This window comes from Rhizobium laguerreae, from assembly GCF_002008165.1.
GTDB lineage: Bacteria > Pseudomonadota > Alphaproteobacteria > Rhizobiales > Rhizobiaceae > Rhizobium > Rhizobium laguerreae.
In genome coordinates, this window is the sequence record NZ_MRDM01000030.1 from 437,346 (window position 1) to 461,007 (window position 23,662).

General features: G+C 61.5%; 19 protein-coding genes. 11 read left to right on the plus strand and 8 right to left on the minus strand.

Annotated features, from left to right (window positions below; translation table 11 throughout):
• Window positions 1–15 precede the first annotated feature (15 nt).
• The gene (locus tag BS630_RS32000) at window positions 16–1,032 is read right to left on the minus strand and encodes an ABC transporter substrate-binding protein (RefSeq protein WP_077980650.1); all 1,017 of its coding nucleotides are present in this window, start codon (window positions 1,030–1,032) and stop codon (window positions 16–18) included.
• Between the two features lie 280 nt (window positions 1,033–1,312).
• Between BS630_RS32000 and BS630_RS32005 the strand changes: the two genes are divergently transcribed.
• The 10 genes from BS630_RS32005 to BS630_RS32055 all read left to right on the plus strand — a co-directional run bounded on the left by BS630_RS32005 (window position 1,313) and on the right by BS630_RS32055 (window position 14,473).
• Window positions 1,313–2,551 (plus strand): GAF domain-containing sensor histidine kinase, encoded by a 1,239-nt coding sequence (locus tag BS630_RS32005; protein ID WP_020046916.1) that lies wholly within the window; start codon window positions 1,313–1,315, stop codon window positions 2,549–2,551.
• 13 nt (window positions 2,552–2,564) lie between these two features.
• The gene (locus BS630_RS32010) at window positions 2,565–3,287 is read left to right on the plus strand and encodes a response regulator transcription factor (protein ID WP_003562390.1); all 723 of its coding nucleotides are present in this window, start codon (window positions 2,565–2,567) and stop codon (window positions 3,285–3,287) included.
• A 59-nt stretch (window positions 3,288–3,346) separates the two neighbouring features.
• On the plus strand, window positions 3,347–3,826 hold the full coding sequence (locus BS630_RS32015) for an MEKHLA domain-containing protein (protein WP_077980651.1): 480 nt from the start codon (window positions 3,347–3,349) through the stop codon (window positions 3,824–3,826).
• A 148-nt stretch (window positions 3,827–3,974) separates the two neighbouring features.
• Entirely contained in the window at window positions 3,975–6,089 is a 2,115-nt protein-coding gene (locus BS630_RS32020) for a carboxy terminal-processing peptidase (protein ID WP_077980652.1), read from the plus strand.
• A gap of 478 nt (window positions 6,090–6,567) precedes the next feature.
• Window positions 6,568–7,446: a DUF6030 family protein gene (locus BS630_RS32030; RefSeq protein WP_077980654.1), complete on the plus strand. Its 879-nt coding sequence runs from the start codon at window positions 6,568–6,570 to the stop codon at window positions 7,444–7,446.
• Window positions 7,447–7,666: 220 nt separating this feature from the next.
• A complete protein-coding gene (locus BS630_RS32035; protein ID WP_025396849.1) occupies window positions 7,667–7,945 on the plus strand; it encodes a type II toxin-antitoxin system TacA family antitoxin in 279 nt (92 codons plus the stop codon).
• Window positions 7,942–8,469, plus strand: a complete 528-nt coding sequence (locus BS630_RS32040) for a GNAT family N-acetyltransferase (protein ID WP_025396848.1) — start codon at window positions 7,942–7,944, stop codon at window positions 8,467–8,469. The genes BS630_RS32035 and BS630_RS32040 overlap by 4 nt, the downstream gene beginning before the upstream one ends.
• A 291-nt stretch (window positions 8,470–8,760) precedes the next feature.
• Complete coding sequence (locus BS630_RS32045) at window positions 8,761–10,407, plus strand: acetolactate synthase large subunit (protein WP_025396847.1); 1,647 nt, start codon at window positions 8,761–8,763, stop codon at window positions 10,405–10,407.
• A 317-nt stretch (window positions 10,408–10,724) separates the two neighbouring features.
• A complete protein-coding gene (locus BS630_RS32050) occupies window positions 10,725–11,849 on the plus strand; it encodes a metallophosphoesterase family protein (protein ID WP_077980655.1) in 1,125 nt (374 codons plus the stop codon).
• Complete coding sequence (locus tag BS630_RS32055; protein ID WP_077980656.1) at window positions 11,846–14,473, plus strand: AAA family ATPase; 2,628 nt, start codon at window positions 11,846–11,848, stop codon at window positions 14,471–14,473. The genes BS630_RS32050 and BS630_RS32055 overlap by 4 nt, the downstream gene beginning before the upstream one ends.
• A gap of 13 nt (window positions 14,474–14,486) precedes the next feature.
• Here BS630_RS32055 and BS630_RS32060 read toward each other — a convergent pair whose 3' ends face one another.
• The 7 genes from BS630_RS32060 to BS630_RS32090 form a co-directional block, all read right to left on the minus strand.
• On the minus strand, window positions 14,487–15,755 hold the full coding sequence (locus BS630_RS32060; protein WP_077980657.1) for an MGH1-like glycoside hydrolase domain-containing protein: 1,269 nt from the start codon (window positions 15,753–15,755) through the stop codon (window positions 14,487–14,489).
• A gap of 19 nt (window positions 15,756–15,774) precedes the next feature.
• Window positions 15,775–16,833, minus strand: a complete 1,059-nt coding sequence (locus tag BS630_RS32065) for an ABC transporter ATP-binding protein (protein ID WP_077980658.1) — start codon at window positions 16,831–16,833, stop codon at window positions 15,775–15,777.
• Window positions 16,834–16,846: 13 nt separating this feature from the next.
• Entirely contained in the window at window positions 16,847–17,698 is an 852-nt protein-coding gene (locus BS630_RS32070) for a carbohydrate ABC transporter permease (RefSeq protein ID WP_077980659.1), read from the minus strand.
• Window positions 17,695–18,546 (minus strand): carbohydrate ABC transporter permease, encoded by an 852-nt coding sequence (locus tag BS630_RS32075; protein WP_077980660.1) that lies wholly within the window; start codon window positions 18,544–18,546, stop codon window positions 17,695–17,697. The genes BS630_RS32070 and BS630_RS32075 overlap by 4 nt, the downstream gene beginning before the upstream one ends.
• 72 nt (window positions 18,547–18,618) lie before the next feature.
• Entirely contained in the window at window positions 18,619–19,893 is a 1,275-nt protein-coding gene (locus BS630_RS32080) for an ABC transporter substrate-binding protein (RefSeq protein WP_077980661.1), read from the minus strand.
• Window positions 19,894–19,935: 42 nt separating this feature from the next.
• Window positions 19,936–20,946 carry a LacI family DNA-binding transcriptional regulator gene (locus BS630_RS32085; protein WP_077980662.1) on the minus strand — a complete coding sequence of 337 codons (1,011 nt, stop codon included), beginning with the start codon at window positions 20,944–20,946 and terminating at the stop codon, window positions 19,936–19,938.
• A 123-nt stretch (window positions 20,947–21,069) separates the two neighbouring features.
• On the minus strand, window positions 21,070–21,393 hold the full coding sequence (locus tag BS630_RS32090; RefSeq protein ID WP_025397412.1) for an antibiotic biosynthesis monooxygenase family protein: 324 nt from the start codon (window positions 21,391–21,393) through the stop codon (window positions 21,070–21,072).
• Between the two features lie 380 nt (window positions 21,394–21,773).
• On the opposite strand from BS630_RS32090, the gene BS630_RS32095 reads away from it, so the two are divergent.
• The gene (locus BS630_RS32095; RefSeq protein ID WP_077980663.1) at window positions 21,774–23,588 is read left to right on the plus strand and encodes a putative bifunctional diguanylate cyclase/phosphodiesterase; all 1,815 of its coding nucleotides are present in this window, start codon (window positions 21,774–21,776) and stop codon (window positions 23,586–23,588) included.
• Window positions 23,589–23,662 lie beyond the last annotated feature (74 nt).

Below are 23,662 nucleotides of genomic sequence, written 5' to 3' on the forward strand. Positions count from 1 at the left end.
CAGTCGCCGGGAGAATTACTTTGCCGACTCTATGACCTTGATTGCGTCTGCCTGCGTGTATTCCACGTTGGCGACGCCGCCGGCCTGGGTATTGGCGAGGTTGGTTTCGAGATTATCCTGGTCGATGCGCAGGAAAGGCACGACGAGGTCCTTCTTGACTTCCTTGCCGTCGAGGATCTGTTGTGCCACCCAGAAGGCGAGCGTGGAAACGCCGGGCGCGATGGACACGGACATGGTCTCGTAGCCCTTCGCGTCCTTCTGCTCCTTCCACCACTTCAGTTCGTCTTCGCGGTTGCCCATGATAATGATCGGCATCTTCCGGTCGGTCGCGGCAATCGCCTGGGCGGCGCCGTAGCCGTCGCCGCCCTGCGTTACCACACCGACGATGTCGGGCAGGCTCGGAAGGATGCCGGCGACAGCCTTCTGCGCCACGTCCTGCGCCCAGTCGCCATGAACGGAGCCGACAATCTTGAACTGCGGGAACTGCTTGATACCCTCGTGAATGCCGGCAGAGATCTCGTCGTCCACGAAGACACCGGCAAGGCCGCGGATCTCGAGCAGGTTGCCACCATTCGGAATTTTCTTCGACAGGTACTCGACCTCGCTCCGCCCCATTTCCTTGAAGTTGACGGCGATGCGCCAGGCGCAGGGCTCGGTCACGATGCCGTCGAAGGAGACGACGGTGATGCCGGCGTCGCAGGCCTCCTTGACCGCGCCGTTCAGCGCCGTCGGCGAGGCGGCGTTCAGCACGATGGCGTCATAGCCCTGCAGGATCATGTTCTGGATCTGCGCGGCCTGTTCCGTCGCCTGGTTCTCGGCGGTGGTGAAAGGGTCGGCTGCGGCAACGGTGCCCGCCTTTACGGCTTCGCCCGTCACCTTGCCCCAGCTCGTCAGCATGGCCTGGCGCCACGAGTTGCCGGCATAGTTGTTGGAAAGGGCGATCTTCTTGGCCGACGTGTCGGCAAAGGCGGAAACGGGCATCGCGGCGCAAGCAATAGCGGCCGATGCCAGAAGCATCTTACGGATTGTCATGTCTTCCTCCCTGATGATCGCGCTGGTCGGCGGATCGCTTCACTCCTGCCGGCCCAATTGGGTCTGAGTGAAAATTGTTCTTGCACTGAGCTTCCTCCTCTCAGTAAGGGCAGGATGCGGGAGATCGACCGGCCTGTACAGGGGCAAGGCGGCAATCCGTTTGCGGGATTTGCGCAACAAGCTGCGGGTTTACGCAAGACGGCGGCGCTTCCGCGGGCGCTTACTGCGAAGGGTCGCGGCCGGTTGAGGAGCCTGCCGCCGCCTCGGGGAGGAACTGACGATGCTGCATCTCGTACCCGCAGCCATGTTCGACCATTATCTCGGCATCTCCCGGCTGCTAGCGGGCCAGCTCGACTTTCGCTCGGCTATCCGTTCCGTTGCCGCCGAGGTCGCCCATATCATCCCGCACGACCACCTCGATGTCTGCGTGCTGCTTGAGGGCGGCAACTACCACACGGCCTACGAGACGGGCATCGAAACTGCCTGGGGCGGGCTTGCCGGCGCGCCTGTTGTCAACAGCCCCATCCGTTCGCTGCTCTGGGGCGAGGTGGATTTTCTGCTGGCGGACGACGCCATGACCGACCCGCGTTTCCACTTCGAGGGCGCCTTCAAGCGGCCGATCGTCGAACAGTCGCTGAGGAGCCGCTTACATGTGCCGATGAAAGTGCAGGGCACGATCATCGCAGCGCTCTCCTGTTCGTCGCACAGGGCGGGCGTCTATACGATGGAGGATATCGAACGCGCCCGCATCATCGCCGACCTGCTGACGCCCTATTTCTTCGCGCTGCAGGCGGCCGAGCAGGCGCAACGCTCGGCCATTGTCGAGGCAGAGGCCCGCGCCCGCGAGGAGGGTTTGCGGCAAGGTGCGCTGAAGCTTACCGAAGCGCTGGAGCAGGAACGCCAGCGCATCGGCATGGACCTGCACGACCAGACGCTCGCCGACTTGACGCGGCTCGCCCGCCGGATCGATCGGCTGTCGCGCAACGGCGAGGTGGCGCCCGAGGCGCTGGAGCCGATCTCCCGTTCCCTGCAGCATTGCATGCAGGATCTGCGGCAGATCATCGAGCAGGCAAAACCCTCCGTGCTCCAGCTCTTCGGCCTCGCCCAGGCAATCGAGCATCATCTGGACCGATCGACCCGCGACACGGGATCGGGGATCGAGTGGGGCCTTGTCGACGAGACGCACGGCGCACTGGAGCGACTGGAACCGACCGTCAGCGTCGCGCTGTTCCGGATCGCCCAGGAGGCGATCAACAATGCGGTGCGCCATGCCGCGCCACTGGCCGTCACGGTGCGGCTCGAGGCCGATGACGACCGGCTATCGATCGAAATCTCCGACGACGGAACCGGCCTCGCCAAGGCGCGGGGACGGATCGGCGGCGGCATCGACAATATGAAGACCCGTGCGCGGCTGATTTCGGCGCGGTTCACGACCGGCCCCGGCCACAACAATCGCGGCACTGTGGTGCGCGTCGTGCTACCGCTCGTACCGAACGACCCGCCGAGCGGGCCAAACTGAGGAGAAGGGCATGATGAAGGTTCTGATCGTCGAGGACGACCCGCTGCACCGGTCCTATCTGCACGAGGCGGTCAACGCGGCTCTGCCGGAATGCGACACGGTGATCGAGGCGGAGAACGGAACCGTCGGCGAGAAGCTCGCCCGCGACCACAAGTCGGCGCATATCGTCATGGACCTGCAGATGGCGAACCGCAACGGCATCGAAGCGGCGCGCACCATCTGGAAGGAGCGGCCGGAGACCCGGATCCTGTTCTGGTCGAATTACTCGGACGAGGCCTATGTGCGCGGCGTCTCCCGCATCGTGCCGGATGGCGCCGCCTATGGTTATGTGCTGAAATCCGCCTCCGACGAGCGACTGAAACTTGCGCTACGCTCGATCTTCATCGAGAGCCAATGCGTCATCGACCGCGAGGTGCGGGGCCTGCAGCAGAAGAGCCTCGGCCAGACGAACGGCTTTACCGATTCCGAATACGAGATCCTCGTCGATATCGCGCTTGGCCTCACCGACCGGGCCATCGCCAAACGTCGGGGCCTTTCGCTGCGCAGCGTGCAGAACCGCCTGCAGCAGCTCTACGACAAGCTCGACGTCTACCAGAGCGCTGGCGACGACCACGAGGACGGCCGCTTCAATCTGCGCGCCCGTGCCGTTACGGTCGCTTTCCTGCGCAAACTCCTGAACTACAGCGCTCTGGAGCGAGCTGAAGCAGAGCTGCAGGAGTGGCTTGAGGGGAAGTAGTTTTCCGGAGCCGAGACCATCACGTCAACATCTCTCGCCGTAATCCAGGATGCGCAGATATGATTGCCAACTATAACGACTCTGGACTCGAGCTGTCATACGACCCCGAATTTTACGCCCTTATGGCGGAAAGCTTCGAACGAAGCGTAGGACGGCGTCTGGCGCCGGAAGGCCAGGGTGCCGAATGGCTTTATGACCAGTCGCCGGCTGTCGTCCTTGCCCACAACACCGACGCCGATCCGCGCTTCATCTACGCGAACCGCGCAGCCCAGGCCTGCTTCGAATACTCATGGGACGAGTTCATCACTTTGCCATCGCGTCTTTCGGCGGAGGCGCCCGATCGCGCCGAACGTGAGAGGCTGTTGAATGCCGTGGCGGCGAATGGCTTTATCGCCGACTATCGCGGACTTCGCATCGCCAAGTCAGGGCGGCGTTTCTATATCGAAAAAGCCATCGTTTGGGATCTTGTCGACCGCAGCGGATGCCGTCGTGGTCAGGCTGCGACATTCGATTCCTGGCAAGACGTGCAGGCGGATTGAGCGCCGGCTGCGGAGACACCAACCAGGCGCCAGAAATGTCCGCAGCTTTGCAAAACCATGTCGTTTGCCATTTGGTTGCCAAAAAACCATGATTGCGTCACATAAATCGCCCATCGACACTCGGCATCAAGAATTGGATCAACGCTGAATGCGCATAGCCTACTTTTTCCTTGGTGCATTTCTTGCAATTGCACAGTCCGCATATGCTGAAGTTGCATCACCGCCTGCTCTGGCGCCGCTAAAGCGACAGGCGCAAGCCGCCGAGTTGAGCGCACAATTTCTTTCGCGGTATAGCTACAAGCCCGTTCCACTCGACGACGCCTTGTCGGCCAGGATCATGGATGGGTTCATCAAGTCACTTGATCCGGACCGCATGCTCTTCCTGCAAGCCGACATCGACGGATTCATGTCCGACCGCAGCGAGATCGATGATGCCATCGAGGAGAGAGACTTGAAGATCCCGTTTGCGATCTTCAAAGCGTATCAGCAGCGCGTTGTCGACCGCATGAACTATGCGCGCAACCTGCTTAAGCAGGACTTCGATTTCAGCGCGCAGGAAGATTATTCGGTGCTGCGCGATAAAGCGCCGTGGCCGCAGTCGGAGGCCGAGAGCAATGAGCTTTGGCGCAAGCGCGTCAAGAGCGACTGGTTGCGGTTGAAACTGGGCGGCCAAAACGACGCGGCCATTCGCGAAACACTCGACAAACGTTATGAAAACACACTCGAGCGCGCTTACAAGTTTAAAAGCGACGACGTTTTCCAATCGTTTATGGACGCCTACGCAACGTCGATCGATCCGCACACGGACTATTTCGGTACGGCCGCTTCAGCCGACTTCAATGTCTCGATGAAGCTTTCGCTGTTTGGTATCGGTGCGGTCCTGCAGGAGCGCGACGACTACACGACGATCCGCGAGCTCGTGCCTGGCGGACCGGCACAACTGTCCGGCAAGCTCTCGGTCGGAGACCGGATTACCGGCGTTGGCCAAGGCAAGGACGGCGCGATCAAGGACGTGGTGGGCACGCGCCTCGATGAAGTCGTGCAGATGATACGCGGGAAAAAGGGTTCCGTCGTGCGTTTGGACATCCTGCCGGCAGATGCCGGAGCTGATGCCACGCATCGCGTCATCAGCCTGGTGCGCGATAAGATCAGCCTAGACAAGCAAGCCGCCAGAAAGGCTGTATTGTCCGTAAAAGCGGGCGACGTCACGCGTAAAATCGGGATCATTACCCTGCCGGTATTCTATGAGGATTTTGAAGCCAAGCGCAAAGGAGACAAGGATTACAAGAGTGCAAGCCGCGACGTCGCCAAGCTTCTCGGCGAGCTGAGCCAAGAAAAGGTCGACAGCGTTCTCATCGACCTGCGCAACAACGGCGGCGGTTCATTGGACGAGGCGATCGATTTGACTGGCCTGTTCATCGGCGATGGTCCGGTCGTTCAGCAACGCGGCAGCGATGGCAAGGTCGAGGTCAGGAGCTCGGAGCTTGCAGCGCCTGTCTGGACAGGCCCGATCGGTGTCCTGATCAATCGCGGGTCGGCGTCGGCTTCGGAGATTTTTGCCGCGGCAATCCAGGATTACGGCCGAGGCGTGATCGTCGGCGAACCCAGTTTCGGGAAGGGCACCGTTCAGACCGTCGTCGATCTTGACCGGATCGTCCGCAACAGCAAACCCGAGTTCGGGGAGCTAAAGGTGACGATTGCCCAGTTTTTCCGGGTCAACGGCGGTACGACGCAGTTGCACGGCGTGACGCCCGATATCAGCTTGCCAGGACTTTTCGATCCGGCGAACTTCGGCGAGACCAGTTATGACAATGCCTTGCCGTGGGCGCAGATCAAACCTGCGAAGTACACGGCCGCCGACACGGTCACGAGGTTGCTGCCGACATTGCAAAGCCGCCATGATGCGCGGGTTGAGAGCGATCCGGATTTCCAACGCCTGATAAAAGACATTGCCGACCTCAAGGCGCAGCGCGAAAAAGGGGTCGTTTCCCTCAATGAAGCCGAAAGACGCAAAGAAGCGACGGCTCGCGAGAAACGGTTCAAGGATCGAGCGAAAGCAGGGGATGGCGAGGATCTTGGAGATGATGGCCTGGAGGCAGGCGAGCGCAGCCTCAGCGCTGATATTGCCATCGAGAATGCCCGCAAGAATGCAAAAGACGTCTTGCTGGACGAGGCCGCCGCCATTCTTGCAGACCAGGCGGATCTGCAGGAAGGCGTGCTCAAGGCAGCCGCAAAACAATCGGGAAACACGGACGGAAAATAGTCAGTCCGACGGGTGTAGGTTCAGGTCCTGTGACAAATTTCGGAACGCGATCGTGTAACGACAAAATCTTGACGCCGCTTGTCCGGATGCAAGCGCGCCACTGAATATGCCATCAAACCTGCGACGCGCAACCTGATCGATCGCGCCGCCGAGCTGCTTGCTAAGAAAGGGGACGAACGCCATCCACTGGGGTTGCTGCTTGACGCTCCACGCCCGCGACTTCACACTTGCAGTATCGAAGGTGAGTCGGACAGACTGTACCGTTTTTCGCATCCGTTGCTCACCTCAGAGGGAGTCGCCAGCAGGGTTTGATTGGTCCATGCGCCGACTGACACCGGTTGATCGGCAAATAGGATCGAGATTGATTGAGTTCGAACTCGCAGCCGCTCCTATTTGCTTGTGAGGTCGCGCCGTGGATAAAGTGCCATCAGCAGTCGATCCTCCTCGCGACAGCCCGCCTTGGCACGGGAATTTCCCAATGCCGAGGAACCGCTGGTCCCTGCTTTGGCCAGGGCTTTTGATATTAATTTTGCTTCTTGCAGGCACCGTCGTTTTTTACCGTGAAATCCATCACCTCGAAGATCCGGTCGGTCCCTTCGAAAATCGAGTTCTCAATAAAGCTGCCCGATCACCTCGCATAGCCGCCCGCCCTGATCCGGCGGCTCCTTCTCCCCTCCCGCCGACGCCGATATCGCTGCAGCTGATCGAGATCCCGAAGTTGGAGTTGGCAAGTCAATTTCTGCGGATGTGGCGCGTCTCGGGGTCGAACTTTTGCGGTGCTCTTCGAGAAGCCGGCATCGATATGAGCGAATGGAAAGCCGCATCGATGCGCAATCGCAGCTATGAATGTTATTTTCAGCGCATCTACGAACGGGACGAGGTGCGTCCACTCAGCTCGACCTTCGTTAAGGTTCGCGGAGATGAATTGGGCAATATTCTTGAGCTCCGCGCCAAGATCATTGGGCCGACGACCGACGCTCAGGGGCGTCTCGCCCCAGCCGTCCTGCGGATTTTCGAGATCATCGTGAAGCAGGCGTGCTGGCGTGATTTCGAGGATGCTCTTGCGTCCATCCAAAACCTTCAAGATGTCGAATACGAACGATTCGGCTCCTATCTCAGCTTCACGCGTGAAGCCGGCAGCGGAAATATCTTCAATTTTGTTCTTGGTCTTAAGGCGACTTCAGATTCGCAGGTGAGGACTAAGGCGTATTTTTCGACCGAGCGCTGGCTCCGAATGCCCGTCGTGTTCCAGCGAGCTTCATCCTCAGGGAGCGCTCGGGCACGTCCATATCAGCCACCTGCGCTCAATGACGTCGCTAGCACCCGTCACAATCCAAGATCAAGCAACTGTGGCTGAACATCGACGATTTCATCGTATTGAGCGATGAAAGCGTCACGCCGAGCAGCCGAACTGGACGCTTGAAGGATAATGGACGGGCAATGGGTCAGGAGGTCGCAAGCCCGCCGAAGGCCCTCGAAGTAGTGTTCGCTGAACCATTCCATGAATGCTGCGATCATCTCAGGAACTTCTTGTACACATACTATGTGTACGCTACATTGCGATTAAGGAGATAATTATGCCGAGAACCGCGGACAACAAAACCGAACGCTACCAGCTCCGTATCCCGCCAAAGCAGAAGGCAATTATCGCGCGCGCGGCTGCCCTCTCGAACAAGGATATGGCAGATTTCATTCTCGATAAGATAGTACCTGAAGCCGAAGCCGTCATCCAGGCTGCTGAAGTTGAGACCGTGTCGAGCCGCGATTTCATCCGCATCCTCGACCTGCTTGAACACCCGCCAAAACCGAACGCGAAACTACGCGCTGCGATCTCTGCTCTACCGGATGCCCTGTGACCCTCCCCGTCTGGCATGAAGAGCCGATCGCTAAGTCGCACGATCGGGCCTCATTCGATTGCGGCGATGGGGCAATGAACGAGTTCATTCGGCGCTTCGCTCGGCAGAGCCATGAGCAGAATGCGGCGAAGACCTTCTGCGCCATCGACAAGGCCCAACCTGATCGCATCCTCGGATTCTACACAGTCGCGCCTTCGGCCGTTACACATGAGGCCGTGCCTCCAAAGCTGACGAGAGGCCTCGCACGCCATGAAGTCGCAGGCTTCAAGCTTGCGCGCTTGGCAACCGACATAAAGGTGGCGGGAAAGGGTTTAGGCGGCCAGCTCATCGCTGCTGCAGCGCTCCGTTGCCTGCGGCTCGCCAGCGAGGGCGGCGGGATCCTGCTCATCATCGATGCCAAGAGCGAACGCGCCGCCCATTGGTATGCCAGCTATGGCGCCGAACCGCTGCAAGGGAAACCACTCACCCTCGTTATGCCGCTTGCCACCTTCGCCGCCGACTTCAAGGCCAAGGGGCTCTTGTAGCCGGTTAGCCGCCAAGCCATTGATATCCTGGATACAGCAAAACAGGGCTCTGCGCGTTGCGGGCGGGAGGTGCCGGCTTGAACCGCGACATCTCACACCATCAGTCAAAGCTGTTTGCCAGCAGAACCGCGGAGAGCTTTTTTATTCCCGCGGCAAGTCCTATCCAGAAATCCTCGGCGACTAAGATTGAGGCGATGCCGCCGAACGCATGGACAGGCCCGGAAAAGAACATATCTTCAAGAGGCCTTCCTTTCTGGAAGCCTCGATCCAAACAGCACGGGCAAACATCCAATGACCAAAGGCTCCGATCTTCTAGTGGCAGCGCTTGAGAACGAAGGTGTCGAGCGCATTTTCGGCATCCCAGGCGAAGAGAATCTCGACGTCGTCGAATCCATCCGAAAGTCGTCGATTGAGCTCGTCCTCACCCGACACGAACAGGCGGCGGCTTTCATGGCCGCGACCTATGGCCGCCTGACTGGAAAGCCCGGCGTCTGCCTGACGACGCTCGGGCCTGGTGCTCTGAACCTCTCGACGGGTGCCGCCTATGCCTTGCTCGGCGCGATGCCGATGGTGATGATAACCGGTCAGAAGGGGATTCTCTCGTCCCGCCAGGCGCGTTTCCAGGTGGTCGATGTCGTCGCGTCGATGAAGCCGCTGACCAAGCTCGCAAGGCAGATCGTGTCGCCGCAGATGATCCCGACGACGGTCAGGGAGGCGTTCCGCATCGCCCAGGAGGAAAGGCCGGGGCCGGTACATCTGGAGCTTCCGGAAGATATTGCGGCTGAAGAATGCCAGGAAGTGGCACTGATTGCACCGCATCAGCTCGAACTGCCGACGGCAAGCGATGCGGCCCTCGATCGCGCCGCCGCCCTCATCGCCGCAGCCAAACGTCCGCTTCTGATGTTCGGGGCCGCCGCCTCGCGTCCCCGCTCGACATCGGATATTGCGCAGTTTGTGATCCGTACGCGCATTCCGTTTTTTACCACTCAGATGGGGAAGGGAACGGTGCCCGGCGGAACCGAACTTTATATGGGCACCGCCGCGCTGTCGGAGCGGGATTATGTCCACGAGGCCATCGAACAGGCAGACCTTATCATCACGATCGGGCACGACACGATCGAGAAGCCACCCTTCATCATGGGCAAGGGCGGCCCGAAGGTCGTCCATGTCGGATATCAGCCGGCGACCGTTGAGCAGGTCTACTTCCCGCAATCCGAAGTCATCGGCGACATCGGCCCTTCGCTGAAGGCGCTGGCGGATCGCCTCGAGGGCAAGCTGCCAAACGCGCAGGCGCTTCTTCACCTGCGGGAGCGCATTCTCGAGCGCATTGCCGCGCGGGCGACGGAGGATCGCTTCACGCCGCAGCGACTGGTTTACGATATAAGAGAGGTGATGCCGCATGATGGCATCCTGGCGCTCGATAACGGCATGTACAAGATCTGGTTCGCGCGCAACTACCGAACGCGGATGGCGAACACGCTGCTGCTCGACAATGCTCTTGCAACGATGGGAGCCGGGCTGCCGTCGGCGATGGTTGCCTCGATGCTATACCCCGAGCGGCGGGTCATGGCGATCTGTGGTGACGGCGGCTTCATGATGAACTCCCAGGAACTCGAGACCGCCGTCAGGCTGAAGCTCAACCTCGTCGTTCTTGTCATCGAGGACAATGCTTATGGGATGATCCGCTGGAAGCAAGCCGTAGACGAATTCCCGGATTTCGGGATGACCTTCGGCAATCCCGACTTCGTGAAATATGCCGAATCCTACGGCGCCAGGGGAACCAGGGTCGACGATATCGGCCAGTTCAAACAGGTTCTCGAAGAGGCATTCTCCGGAGGTGGCGTCCATCTGGTGAACGTTCCGGTCGACTATTCGGAAAATGAGCGCGTGCTGGTGAAGGAGCTTCGTGAACGGCTCCCTGATATATTGGAGGTCTGAGAGATGGCCGACGGATCAGGCGGCACTCCGCCCGGAGATTACCGGCGGTATTAGCAGCCGTCCTCGTCCGTGAGCAGGATGGCTACGGTGTCGAATATCCCGCAGAATTAGATAAGCGTTGGATAAGAGCTTGTTAAGCCAGGATAGGCTTGCCTCGCCTGATATCGGGAGGCATGGTCTGTCGCGGAACAACGGAATCGCGAACCGCGGACGAGGCCTACTGCAAAGCGCTACAGTGTCCTTGCGTGTCCGAAAAGACGCGCGGCGCTGGAGGCCATGCTCGAAAGCTCGCGGCGCATCGCAAACATGGCTGATTAATGTTTTCCTTCCTGCACAGTTCGGACCTTCATATTGGCAAACGATTTGGCAATCTTCCGGAGGATTTGAGAGGGCGCCTGCGCGAGGCGCGGCATAGCGTGATCGCCAGGCTTGCCGGTGCGGCACGTGAGCATGGGGCAGGTGTCATCCTGCTCGCAGGCGACACGTTCGATACCGAGACGCCGACGCCGGCCGTACTTCGGCAAGCGCTTGGCGAGATGGCCCGAAACGCACCGCTGCGCTGGGTCCTGCTTCCGGGCAATCACGATTCACTGCTGGCGGATCAGCTCTGGAGTGCTGCGCGCGGCGTGGTGCCCGACAATGTCATCCTTGCGACGGAAGCGACGCCTCTTCCGCTTGGACCGGATGTCGTCCTGCTGCCGGCGCCTTGCACGACCAGGAGGCCGGGCCGCGACCTGACCGAATGGATGACGGGTGCCGCCACGCCGGACGGCTCCATCCGCATTGGCCTCGCCCATGGCCCGATCCAGGAATTTTCGGAGGATGCCGCGGCCACGAACGTGATTGCGCCGAACCGCGCGGCGCTGGCCGGCCTCGATTACATGGCGCTCGGCGATTGGCACGGATCGGTGGCGGTGGACGCCAGAACGTATTACAGCGGCGCGCCCGAGCCGGACCGTTTCAAGCATGACCGGCCGGGACAGGCGATGGTCGTTTCCATTGCAGGACAAGGGGCGATGCCGACGACGGCGGCTGTGGCAACTGCCAGCTTTTCCTGGCAGACATTGCAGCTTCCGCTGCTGGCAGCGGAAGACGGTGTTGAAGCGCTGAAGGCCGCGCTGCCGGAACCGTTCGCGCGGCGACAAACCCTGTTGCGCGTCGCGCTGTCCGGCCGTGCCCGATTGAACGGGCGCACGGCAATGACCAGCCTGCTGCAGCAGGTCGCGCCGGAATTTGCGCATCTGGAGATCGATACGGAACTGCTGGGGACCGATTGCGAGAGCGATGATCTGGAGATCATCGACCGAGCCGGTGCGTTGCGCGATACTGCGGATTTGCTGCTTGCCGAAAGCCTCGACCAATCCCGCTCTGGCGATGACAGGGGTGTGGCGCGTGAGGCGTTGATCCGCCTGTTTTCCTATTGCGAGGCGATCGATCGATGAAACTCAACGCTCTTCGCCTTCACAACGTCAAACGCTTCGCCGGCCGCGGCATATCCGTCGAAGGAATCGCCGACGGCGTGAATGTGCTGAGCGCTGCCAACGAACACGGCAAATCGACCTGTTTCGAGGCGCTGCATGCGCTGTTCTTCCAGCCGCACGGCGGCACGCCAAAGAGCGTGCAGATGCTGCGCCCCTATAGCGGCGGCAATCCGATCGTCGAGGCCGATATCACGATTGAAGCCGGCCGCTACCGCTTGACCAAGCAGTTCTATGGCGGACGGCGCGCCAGCGTCACCGATCTCGGCAGCGGCCGGCTCGTCGCCCAGGCCGACGAGGCCGAGGCTTTCATCGGCGATCTCATTTCCGGCGGAACGGCCGGCCCGGCAGGCCTGCTCTGGGTGCGCCAGGGCGTCACCGGCATCGAAAATCGCAGCAAGAGCGAGGAAGAAAACGACAAGCGGGTGCGCGAAAGCCTGCTGTCTTCGGTGCAGGGCGAGGTGGAGGCGCTGACGGGCGGGCGGCGCATGTCGGCAGTGCTCGAAGCCTGCGAGGATGAACTCAATCGCCTGGTCACCGCGACGCTCCGGCCAAAGGCCGGAGGCCGCTTTGCCGCCGCGCTCGAGGAGTGTGACCGGTTGCAGGCGGAGGAGGCGCGGCTGGCCAAGGAGGTGGAGATGCTGCACGGCGCACTCGATCGCCGCCGCTCAGTGCAGGCGAGACTCAGCGAACTGGAAAATTCGGACGAAGAGGCCGGCCGGAAGACGGCGATTGCCAACGCCGAGTCGGTGCTCGAAGCCGCTAAACTGCATGACAGGGAACTCAAGGCGCTCGACGCCGAGGCTACTTTGGCCGCCAGTCGCCGCGATGAGGCGCAGCAGGCATTCGACCGCTTCCACACGGCATTGAACCGCAGTGGCGAACTCGCGCGGCGTTTCGCCTTGGCGGAAAAGGAGCTTTCAAATGCAGCCGAGCGACGCGCGGCATCGCTGGCCGAAAGCGAGGCCGCTACGGCGGAGGTTCAGGCAGCCGAAGAGGATGAGCGGGTAAACCGCGAATTGCTGGCGCGGCTGGAGGCAGCACTCCGTTCGCGTCACGCCGCAGAGCGGCTGGCGGAGGTTCGTCTGCATCTCGAACAGGCGGAAGCGGCGCGGCAGCAGATCGAGGACGGAGAGGCTGCGCACGCAATGCTCGCCATTCCAGCCGACGCCATCGAACGACTTGAAGCACTCGACATCAAGATCGTCGGCTTGCGCGCAGCCGCCGAAGTCGGCCTTCCCTCACTCAGGATCGATTACCTGAAGGACGTCTCCGGATTGGTGAGCATGGACCGCCAGCCTTTGCATGGGGGCGAGGATAAGAGCTTTGCCGGGATGGCGAGGCTCGACATAGCGGGCGTCGGCACGCTGACCATCCATTCCGGCCGGCAGGCCGATCACAATGGGGTGTTGGAGACCGCGGAAGCCACGCGCCAAACATTGCTTGCCAAGCTCGGTGTCGACAGTCTGCGGACGGCGCGGCAGCGCGATATTGCTGCGCGGAATAAGCAGGAGGAACTGGTGCGGGCGCGCCAGCGGCTCGCCGATCTCGCCCCGAATGGCATTGACGAGCTTCACCTCGACGCCGCACGCTTTGCCGAACTCAGCCAGGGTGCGGTCGAACTCGACGCCAACCCGGAAGAGGTGCGTGCCGGTCTCGCGGATGCGACACGGCGCATCGAACTGGCGCGCAACAGGGCGCGGGAGGCGTCAGTGATGCGCACGGAAGCCGGCGAGGCCATATTGCGGGCGCAGACCGAGCACGCCAGGCTTGGCCAGGAACTCGAGGCGATCGAGATGGTCATCGGCCCCGAAGCCGGCCGAACTGAATTGCAACGGGACCTTGCGGCAAGGCTTTCCAGCGCCAAAGAACAATGCGACGCGGTTGAGCTCCGGGCCGGGCCTTTGCGCAGGACAGGACGGGACCTCGCCGGCGCAGAGGCCGCCCTTGCCAGGGCGCGCTCGGTCGCCGACGCCGCAAGCCGCGAAATTGCCAGGCTTCGCGAAGAGCTTGCCGATCTCGGCGGTCAGATCCGCACCCGCTCGGACAGTGCGGTGGAAGAAAACTGGTTGGAAACTCGCGGTTTGCTTGACGCGGCGCGGGAACAGGTAAAGCGCTTCGAGACGGAGGTCGCCGTGCTCGATCGCCTGCGCAAGGCGCTGACGGCGACGCGGGCAGCCGCGCGCGACCTTTATCTCAAGCCTGTTATGAACGAACTCGCCCCGCTGCTCGGCCTGCTGTTCGACGACATCACGATTACCTTCGACGGCGATACCTTGCTGCCGCAGATCGTGCGCCGCAATGGCCTGGACGAGGATGTCGATCGCCTGAGCGGCGGCATGCGGGAGCAGCTCTCGGTGCTGACCCGCCTCGCATTCGCAAGGCTGCTTGCCCGCGACGGCCGGCCGGCGCCTGTCATCCTCGACGACGCGCTTGTTTATTCCGACGACGACCGGATCGAGCGGATGTTCGATGCGCTGCACCGCCAATCGCGCGACCAGCAGATCCTGGTCTTCTCCTGCCGCCAGCGCGCCTTCGCCAAGCTGGGCGGCAATGTGCTCACGATGCAGCCGTGGCAGCCGGATTGATGAGGATCAATGCTCAGGCGAGCACTCTGCCACGCTCAAGCCACAGATAGGCTGCAGCCGTCCAAGAAAAGCCGAGGCCGCCGCAACCTTCGCCGGTGACCGGATCGAAATATTCGGCGAAACCTTCCGTTTCGATCGCTGTGACGGTCGATTTCCGCAGGTCTTCGGCCACATCCGCATGGCCATTGCGCCTGAGTCCGTCGATCAGCAGCCAGTTGATGATCGCCCAGGCGGGGCCGCGCCAGTAGCGCTTCGGCTCCCAGCTGGCGATGCCGGGTTTGGTCGTGGGGAAGGCAACCTTGAGATCCTTGGACCAGGCTTTCATTTCCGAGATCAGGGCGTCGGCAACCTGCTTGTCGAGGTCCAGCGAGAGGAGGGGGATGAAACCGGCTTGCGTTGCGGCTTCGACATCTTCGCCGGAGATCAGGTCTCGCGAGACGAAGCGGGCGAGGCCCGGCCGCCATTGGGCCATCATCGCCTTGCGAGTGCGGTTGTTGAAGGCAGCGACCTCGATCGCGTCTTCGGTCCGGCCGAACAGGCGGGCAAGGTGCTCAAGGTCCTCGCCCGCCTTGAGCAGGATCGCGGTCGTCTGGATTTCGGCGACCTTGAAGGGCGCCTTTTCCCATTGCCTCGCCGGCTCCCAGCCGCAGGCGGCATAGGTATCGACGAGATGGATGAAGCGGCGGTAATCCTCGTCGCGCGGGCGCATGCCGGCATCGACATGGCCGGTGTCCTTGCGCACGACAGGCGTGTCGGTTGTGACGGGCACGCGGGCAAGCGCGATGTCCCAGGCGGGAGAATTGTCGCTGCCGCTTTCCCAGGGGTGAAGGAGTGCTACGAGCCCCGTGCCTTCAGGGTCGCGGGCGGAATACCACCAGCGGTGCCATTTCAGCGCCGCCTCGTAGAGGGGCAGGGTGCGCGTCTCGTCCTCCTTGCCGGCGACCTCATGCAGCTTGCGCAGTGCGATCGCGAAGACCGGCGGCTGGGTTATGCCGGAGGTCGGGATCGTGTGCTTCGTGCGCCAGACATCCGGCCCCGGGAAATAGGTTTCGCTTGGCGCGTGGAAGACGATATGCGGGATCATTCCATCCGCCCACTGGCCCTCGACCAGCCGCTCCAGTTCGCGATAGGCGCGGCCGGTATCGTAGAGCGCAAAGCCCATGGCGACAAAAGCGGAATCCCAGTTCCACTGGAAAGGGTAGAGCCGGTCGGTCGGCACGGTATAGCCGCCGCGATCGTTCACAGCGAGGATGCGCTTCGCCTGGTCGATATGCGTGTTCATTCTGGATGCTCCGGTATTCTTAGGCCAGCACGGCCGGAAAGGACTTGCCGCTTTCAGGCGAAAGCCAGGTAATGCGCTTCTGGTCGAGCCTCAGGCCGATCGTGTCGCCGCTCTTCACCGTTTCCGAGGCCGGCAGGATGACGCGCACCGGCTGGTCGTGGATCGAGCCGGTCAGAAGCAGGTGCGAGCCCATCGGTTCGGCAACGCGAACCCGCATTTCGAGACCCTGCGGCAACGGCGCGAGTTCGACCGCCTCGCCGCGCAGGCCGAGGATTATTTCACTGCCGGACCCTTGAGGCGCTGCAAGCCGTTCGGCGCCTGCCGCCACCTGGCTGTTCGTCACCGGCACCTTGATGAAGTTCATCGGCGGGTTGCCGATGAAGCCGCCGACGAAACGTGTCGCCGGGTGATTGTAGATCTCGACCGGATGGCCGACCTGCTCGACCACGCCGCCATGCATGACGGCGATGCGATCGGAAAGGCCCATGGCCTCCGTCTGGTCGTGGGTGACATAGATCGTCGTGGTGCCTGCCGATTGCAGCACGGTCTTAAGCTCGGTGCGCATTTCGAGACGGAGCAGCGCGTCGAGATTGGAAAGCGGCTCGTCCATCAGCAGAACCTTCGGTTCGACGGCAAGGGCGCGAGCGACCGCAACGCGCTGGCGCTGGCCGCCGGAAAGCTTGTTCGGGTAGCGGTCGAGATATTGCTCGATATGCAGGAGGCCGGCGGCCTTCTCGACCTGCGCCTTCACGCGTGCGTCGTCGGCCTTCTGCATCCGCAGCCCGAAGGCGACGTTTTCGTAGACCGTCATATGCGGAAAGACGGCATAGTTCTGGAAGACCATCGCAAGCCCGCGATCCCGGGGTGCCAGGCCGATCACCGACTTGTCGCCGATACGGACATCTCCCGATGTTGCCGTCTCGAGGCCGGCGATGATGCGCAGCAGCGTGGTCTTGCCACAGCCGGACGGACCGAGCAGCGAGACGAATTCGCCGTCGTTGATCGTCAGCGAGACCTCTTTCAGCGCCTGGAAGGCTCCGAAGCTCTTGCGGATGCGGTCGATGACAATATTGGCCATATCGATGGTCCCGTTATTTGGAGGAAATGCCCCAGATCGCGAAGAGGTAGCGCCTGACCGCGAAGATGAAGACAACCGAGGGAAGGATGAGCATCAGGCCCCCGGCAAAGCGGTAATGCATCGGGCTTTCCGAAAGCACGGTCAGCAGGTAGGCGGTCAGCGTGCGATTGCGCACCGTCAGCACCGAGGCGGCAAAAACCTCGTTCCAGGAGATGACGAAGGCAAAGACCGCGGTCGCGACGATGCCGGGCAGAGCGAGTGGCGCCACCACCTTGAAGAAGGCCTGGATGCGGGTGCAGCCAAACACCCAGGCGGCTTCCTCCAACTCCTTCGGCACGCCGAGGAAAATGCCCTGCGTAACGAGTGCGGCGAAAGGCAGGGCGAGGACCGTATGAATAAGGCCGACGCCGAGGATCGTATCGTAGAGGCCGAGCCGGATGAAGGAGACCGTCAGCGGCAGTGCCAGGATCGCCAGCGGGAAGGCGCGGGTCAGCAACACCAGGAGGCGGTAGCTGTCCTTGCCGCGGAAATCATAGCGGGCGAGCGCATAACCTGCCGGCGCGCCGAGCAGGATCGAAAGCCCCACCGTGATGCCGGCTGCCCCCAGCGAATTCAGGAAGGACTGGACGACGCCTTCGGTCTTCAGGAAGAGAATGAAGGGCTCGAGCGATATGCCCGTGGGAAGGCCGGTCTTCGGCCAGATATAGACGCCCTGGCGGCCGCCAAGCGCGCCGAGCGCGACCAGATAGATCGGCACCAGCACCCAGGCGCAGAGTGCGGCGATGCCGCTCCACAGCAGCCAGCGCCGCGAGGAGACGAAGCCGGCGGCGTAGTCCGCAGCCGTGTTGACGGTATCCGTGGTCATGGCAGGCGCTCCGGATCGACCTTTAAGGCTTTCAGATAGATAAGCGTGGCGGCAAGCGAGATGATCATGATCAGCACCGCATAGGCGGCGGCGACGCTGTAATTCTGGTTCTGGTTCTGCCAGTTATAGGCCTCGCCGACGAGAACCGGGAAGTTGCGTCCGCCGAGCGCATAGACCACCGCGAAGACCTCGAAGGCGAGCACGGTGCGCAGGATCAACGCCGATTGCAGGGCCGGGCGGACCAGCGGCAGGGTGATGCGCCAGAAGCGCGTCCACGGGCCAGCCCCGAAGATTTCGGCGGCTTCTTTGAACTCCTTCGGCACCTGATTGAGACCGGCGACGATGATGACCATGACGATTGCCGTGCCGCGCCAGATTTCGGCAACCGCAATCGCGAGGAAGAGCGCGACCGGCGTCTGGTAGGAGAGCCAGCTTGCCTGCCTGCCGATGATGCCGAGGCCGAAGAGCAGCGAATTCAGATAGCCGGTGTTCTGCAGGATCGACAGCCAGACGAGACCGGCGGCGAGATCGGAAATGCCGAGCGGAATCGTCCAGATCCACAGGATCGTCTCCCGCCCACGGCCGACCTTGGCGACCATCGTGCCCATGGCCAGCGCAATGGCGATCTGCACCGGCACGACCGCGATCGTCAGCAGGAAGGTGTTCTTCACCGAGCGGGTGAAATTGATGTCGGTGACCATGCGCTCGGCATTTGCGAGCGATGGCGCGCCATTGTCCGAAACCGCCAGCCAGATCGTCTGTACCAGAGGCACGACGAACAACAGCGCCAGGAAGGCGACGGATGGCAGGATCAGCAGATAAGGGATCCAGGGTCGGCTGTTGGTCATCGGCTCCGGCCTAGACGAGCAGAGGGTTGAAAGAGCGCCCGGGCATTCCGCCCGGACGCTTGCTAAGCGGATTTATTGAACCGGGCAGGGGCCATCGCTCTTGGCATCGGGCGCCCAGCAGGCAGCCTTCGTGTCGGTCATCAGCTTGGCCATCGTCGCGCCTTGGGTCTTCAGCACGTCTGCAACGGGCTCGTTCTGCAGCACGATGCGCTGGAAACTATCCATGTAGACCTTGTTGAACTCGCCGCCCTTGTCGCCGAGACCGACCGGGAGCAGCGAGATGACCGCGTCCTTGGAAGCCTGGGTGGCGGTGACCGCACCGGCGAGCAGGGCGACGCCGGCATCGAGATCCGGCGGCAGCTTGACGTTCAGGGTCGGGAAGAAGCCGACCTTGGAGGCGGTCAGGAGCTGCGTCTCCGGCATGGAGAGGTGTTCGATGATTTTTTCTGCACCGGCCTTGTCGGGCGCACCCTTCGGAATGGCGAGACCGGCAACGACTGGCATGTAGCCGCGACCCTTGGGACCGGCGGGGGCGGGGAAGACGACATAATCGTCAGGTGCTGCGGAAATGGCATTCTTCAGGCGGGCGATATGATCCCAGGCGACCATGACTTCGCCGGCGGCCAGCGGCTCCTGCATGAAGTCGTAGCTGGTGGAGTTCGGTGTCACATAGGCCCACAGCGCCTTCAGCTTCTCCCAGCCGGCAGCCGCGTCGGCACTCTGGAAAGTGCGCACGACGCCTCCGGTGAACGACGGATAGAAATAGCCCTGGAAGTAACGCGCCATCAGCCCCTTCGGGCCGGCCGGGAAACCGATCTGCGGCTGGCCCGTCGCTTCCTGCATGTTCTTGCCCCACTCGATCAGCTGATCGTAGTTCAGCGCGTTCACGTCGGCGCCGGCAGGCAGGTATTGCAGGGCTTCCTTCTTGGCAGCCATCACATAGGTCGCCTGCATCCACGGGATATATTGCTGGGTCGACTTGCCGAGCTTGCCGAGGTCGAGCAGCGACTGCGGCATGCCGCTCGCTGCCAGCTTCTTTGCGAGATCGTCGAGCGGTTCGAGCGTGTCCTTGTCGGCGAGCGGCGAAAGCTCGCCATGGAGCGCACCGACGAGGCTGACGGTGTGCTTGCCAGCCTGGCGTTCGGCCTCCATGCGGACGGCAAACTGCGGCGGCTCCTCGACCACGTAATCGACCGGGCCGACGTCCTTCAGGAGTTCTTCGCGGACGACGGTCGCCTCCTCGATCGGACGAAGCTGGGTGGACACGAAAACCGTCTGGGCAAGCACCGGTGAGGCGAAGGCCAGCACGGTGGAAGCCAGAATTCCAAATGACATGATATGTTTCATCTTCTCCTCCTTCATTGTTCTTTGTTTGAGATGCACTGCTGTCTATGCCGCTCTAAGCGGACGGCGATGGCTGTCGCGATCGACAAATTCGATCGCATGAAGTTCCTGGAGTTCTTCGGCGGTTTCGCCGGCAATGGCACGCAGCAGCAGCGAGGCGAAGCTTGCGCCGAGGTGTTCGCCGGTCATACGCATCGTCGAGAGCGGCGGGCTGGTGAAGGCGCCCATCGGCAGGTCGTCATGGCCGACAATGCTGATCTGGTTGCCGCCATCGACCTCGCGCAGCGCCCGAAGCGCCCCGATCGCCATTTCGTCGGTGGCGCAGACGAGGGCGGTCGGACGCGACGGTTGGCGCAGAAGTTCGAGTGCTGCGAGATAACCGCCCTGTTCCAGCGGCGCGCCTTCGGCGCAGAGGTCGGTGGCCAGGCCGCATTCCTCCATCGCCGCCCGCCAGCCGCGGCAGCGGTCATGTGCGAAGTAATATTCCTGCGGGCCGGCGATATGGCCGATGCGGCGGTGGCCGGCAGCATGGAAGCGCAAGGTCGCGGCCCGGAAGCCGGCAAAGCCGTCGCCATCGATATAGGGATGGGGCGCCAGGCTTTCGGTGCGGCCGTTGGTGACGAAGGGAATGCCGCGCGACTGCAGGAATTCGACGCGCTCGTCCTTCCGCTTGGTGCGGACGAGAAGCATGGCATCGACGCGGCGGCCATCGACGAAGCGGCGGCAGATGTCGAGTTCGCTCTCGCCGCGCGGCACCGGTGCAATCACCAGATTGAGGCCGGCAGCAGCAAGATGTTCGGCGCAGCCGGACAACATATCGAGGAAATGCGGAGGGCCGATATGGCCGGGATCGCTCGGCAGCGTGACGGCAACGAGCTCGGCTCGCTGCTTGCGGAGGCGGCGGGCCGAAGCATTCGGCCGGTAGCCGACCTTGTCGGCAGCCTCGCGAACCCGCTCGCGCGTGGTGGCCGACACATCGGCATAACCGTCGAGCGCACGCGACACCGTGGTGATCGACAGTCCCAGCGATTGCGCGAGTTGTTTGAGATTGGCCAAGACCTTCCTCCCGAAGTGAGAAAAACATTCTCCAAAACGTTTTGGGAGTCAAGCCAAAACGTTTTGGAACGATCATCTCTAGCCGGGAAAAGCGCGGGAGCTGTAGGAGACAGCTAGGAACGCTCAACGCAGGTTTGGCGGAACCACTATCTTGTGTATCTGGATACGCTCAGGAAGTTCGCACAGCAGTTCTGCATCTCGCGCCAGATGATGAACCTGCTCTGGATCACCTTTCGTAAACGCCGTCATCGATTCCATGTCGGCCCAGTAGGAGATCGTCGTGAACCATGTTTCATCCTTTCGATCTTCGCGCAGCAATTGGACGCCGAGTGCCGTCTTTTGTAGCGGCGGAACTCCCTCAGCGCGATTGTAAGCTTCGTATTCATCAGCAAATTCCGGCTTCGTGCGACCGCGCCAGATACGGGCGATAGTTGGAACTTTCGTCATGTTCTGCACCCTGTGACATTTGAATGAAGCAAGCCGACGGTCGAGGACGTCTGCCTCAAACGGCACGGCATCGTGGAACAGGGTATCAAGCCCTGCCAATCAGAGGCGATTATGCGCCAGGCATGCGCCAATCCGGGCATCACACCCATTCAGCCCGGAACGTCTGTTCCACGAGCAAAAGGAGATGAGTCCCACGATCGATTATTCAAGGCCCGCGTGAGCCGATCGACCCTGCCTCTGGTCTGGACTTTCTAACTCCGCTTCGGGGCTCGGCCGTTGATGGCTCGCGAGTGTGTCTATTCGATCAAAATCTAATCAACGGCGTAACCTGATTTGAAAGTCGGTTTGGTAGGCAGGGTCTCCTTCCGGGAAGTAACGTCATGATCCTTCAGTTGCAGAATGCCATTCTGGAAATGATTGCCAAAGGGGAACCGCTGGCAGCAACGATCGAGCAACTTTGCCTCAGGGTTGAGGCCGCCGTTCCTGGAATCATCGCTTCGGTGCTGACGTTTGATGGGAGTCGTCTTCACACACTTGCTGGCCCCTCCCTTCCGCCTGACTATTCAGCGGCTGTCGACAATCTTGAAGCCGGTCCTCTTGCGGGCTCCTGTGGCGCTGCCGCCTATTTCGGAGAAGCGGTCGTTGTCACCGATATCGAGACCGATCCTCGTTGGCAGGACTTCAAGTCCCTGGTCCTTCCGCTGGGGTTTAAGGCCTGCTGGTCCAGCCCGATCAAGCGTGGCGAGCGGGTGATCGGCACCTTTGCCTTCTACTATCGAGAACACGGCGGTCCGAAGGCCGTCGAACGAGACCTCGTCGAAGCTTGTGTCCATCTCTGCACAATCGCCATCGATCGCGAAGAACGGGTGATGGAACGTCAGCGACTGACATATAGCGACGCCATGACGGGACTGTCTAATCGCGCTCGTTTCAACCAGCTTCTCGCCGAAGATCTGCCTCGATCCCGCCGCGCCTGGGGCATCTTGCTTGTTGACATCGACAACTTGAAACTCGTGAACGACACGTTCGGGCACGCAGCCGGCGACGCATTGATTCAAGTGGTTGCAGACCGAGTCGCTACGGCAGCAGGCGCCAAAAACACCTTTAGGCTTGGCGGAGATGAGTTTGCTGTCATTGTGTCGGACGACAAAGACCTTGATCTGAGTGCGAGGGCCTCCGACATCCTCAAAGCGCTGTCTTCTCCTTCAACGTGCGACGGTCATGTCGTCTTTCCCGCCGCGACGATTGGCGGTGCGTTGGCAGAGACCGAAACAAACCCTGACCAGATCCGCCAGAACGCCGATGTGGCGCTCTATCATGCGAAAGAACACAACCGCGGTCGATACGTGCAACACTATCCCGGCCTGGGCACCGCCCTGACCAGACGCTTCAGGGCGGTTCGGGACGTGGGCGTCGCCCTGGAAGACGATAGGATCGACGCGCATTACCAACCGATCTTGCGCCTTGATACGCGGGAAATTGTCGGTTTCGAAGCCTTGTGTCGAATGACCACGCCTTCAGGCGAAATCATAGCCGCAGCGCATTTCCATGAGGCGACAAAAGACGCGCATATTGCTGCTGAGCTGACCCAACGGATGTTGCTGAGGGTTGCGAGAGACATCCGCAGCTGGCTCGCCCGGGGCCTTCCTCTCCAGCATGTCGGCATCAACCTGTCCGCCGCAGATTTTCGTGGCGGCAATCTGCAAGACAGGCTGTGCCGAATTTTCGGGGAAGCGGAGGTTCCTCTCAAGCATATCATCCTCGAAGTGACGGAATCGGTTTATCTCGGACAACGGGACTATGTCGTAGCGGACGAGATAAAGGCTCTTCGGTCCAGGGGTTTGCGGGTTGCCCTCGACGACTTCGGCACGGGCTACGCGTCTTTGACCCATCTGCTGACGGTGCCGGTCGACATCATCAAGATCGACAAGTCCTTCATCGACCGCATGGTGCCGGGCGACGCTGGGACCTTCATCGTTGAGGGCCTGATCGGAATAGCTCACAAGCTGGGGATCCGGGTCGTCGCAGAAGGCATTGAAACAGAACCCCAAGCTGTTCAATTGAGCCAGCTCGGCTGCAAGCTCGGGCAGGGCTATCTGTTTTCGAAAGCAGTCGATCGAACGGTTGCCGCGGCCATTTTAGAGCAGCATGGACAACGGCTCAACCAAGACAAGACCCGTGCCGGAGCCCGATAGCCTGAGCGAGGTTTTCGCGCTCGGGCCAGCCCCGGATAGCTGAGACAACGCTTGAGTACCAAGATTATTTTGAA

Coding starts and splice junctions, on each gene's coding strand:
- BS630_RS32050 (WP_077980655.1), top strand. CDS start 10,725: ATGTTTTCCTTCCTGCACAGTTCGGACCTTCATATTGGCAAACGATTT.
- BS630_RS32070 (WP_077980659.1), bottom strand. CDS start 17,698: ATGACCACGGATACCGTCAACACGGCTGCGGACTACGCCGCCGGCTTC.
- BS630_RS32095 (WP_077980663.1), top strand. CDS start 21,774: ATGATCCTTCAGTTGCAGAATGCCATTCTGGAAATGATTGCCAAAGGG.
- BS630_RS32065 (WP_077980658.1), bottom strand. CDS start 16,833: ATGGCCAATATTGTCATCGACCGCATCCGCAAGAGCTTCGGAGCCTTC.
- BS630_RS32055 (WP_077980656.1), top strand. CDS start 11,846: ATGAAACTCAACGCTCTTCGCCTTCACAACGTCAAACGCTTCGCCGGC.
- BS630_RS32000 (WP_077980650.1), bottom strand. CDS start 1,032: ATGACAATCCGTAAGATGCTTCTGGCATCGGCCGCTATTGCTTGCGCC.
- BS630_RS32080 (WP_077980661.1), bottom strand. CDS start 19,893: ATGAAACATATCATGTCATTTGGAATTCTGGCTTCCACCGTGCTGGCC.
- BS630_RS32045 (WP_025396847.1), top strand. CDS start 8,761: ATGACCAAAGGCTCCGATCTTCTAGTGGCAGCGCTTGAGAACGAAGGT.
- BS630_RS32005 (WP_020046916.1), top strand. CDS start 1,313: ATGCTGCATCTCGTACCCGCAGCCATGTTCGACCATTATCTCGGCATC.
- BS630_RS32035 (WP_025396849.1), top strand. CDS start 7,667: ATGCCGAGAACCGCGGACAACAAAACCGAACGCTACCAGCTCCGTATC.
- BS630_RS32010 (WP_003562390.1), top strand. CDS start 2,565: ATGAAGGTTCTGATCGTCGAGGACGACCCGCTGCACCGGTCCTATCTG.
- BS630_RS32015 (WP_077980651.1), top strand. CDS start 3,347: ATGATTGCCAACTATAACGACTCTGGACTCGAGCTGTCATACGACCCC.
- BS630_RS32030 (WP_077980654.1), top strand. CDS start 6,568: ATGCCGAGGAACCGCTGGTCCCTGCTTTGGCCAGGGCTTTTGATATTA.
- BS630_RS32075 (WP_077980660.1), bottom strand. CDS start 18,546: ATGACCAACAGCCGACCCTGGATCCCTTATCTGCTGATCCTGCCATCC.
- BS630_RS32060 (WP_077980657.1), bottom strand. CDS start 15,755: ATGAACACGCATATCGACCAGGCGAAGCGCATCCTCGCTGTGAACGAT.
- BS630_RS32090 (WP_025397412.1), bottom strand. CDS start 21,393: ATGACGAAAGTTCCAACTATCGCCCGTATCTGGCGCGGTCGCACGAAG.
- BS630_RS32020 (WP_077980652.1), top strand. CDS start 3,975: ATGCGCATAGCCTACTTTTTCCTTGGTGCATTTCTTGCAATTGCACAG.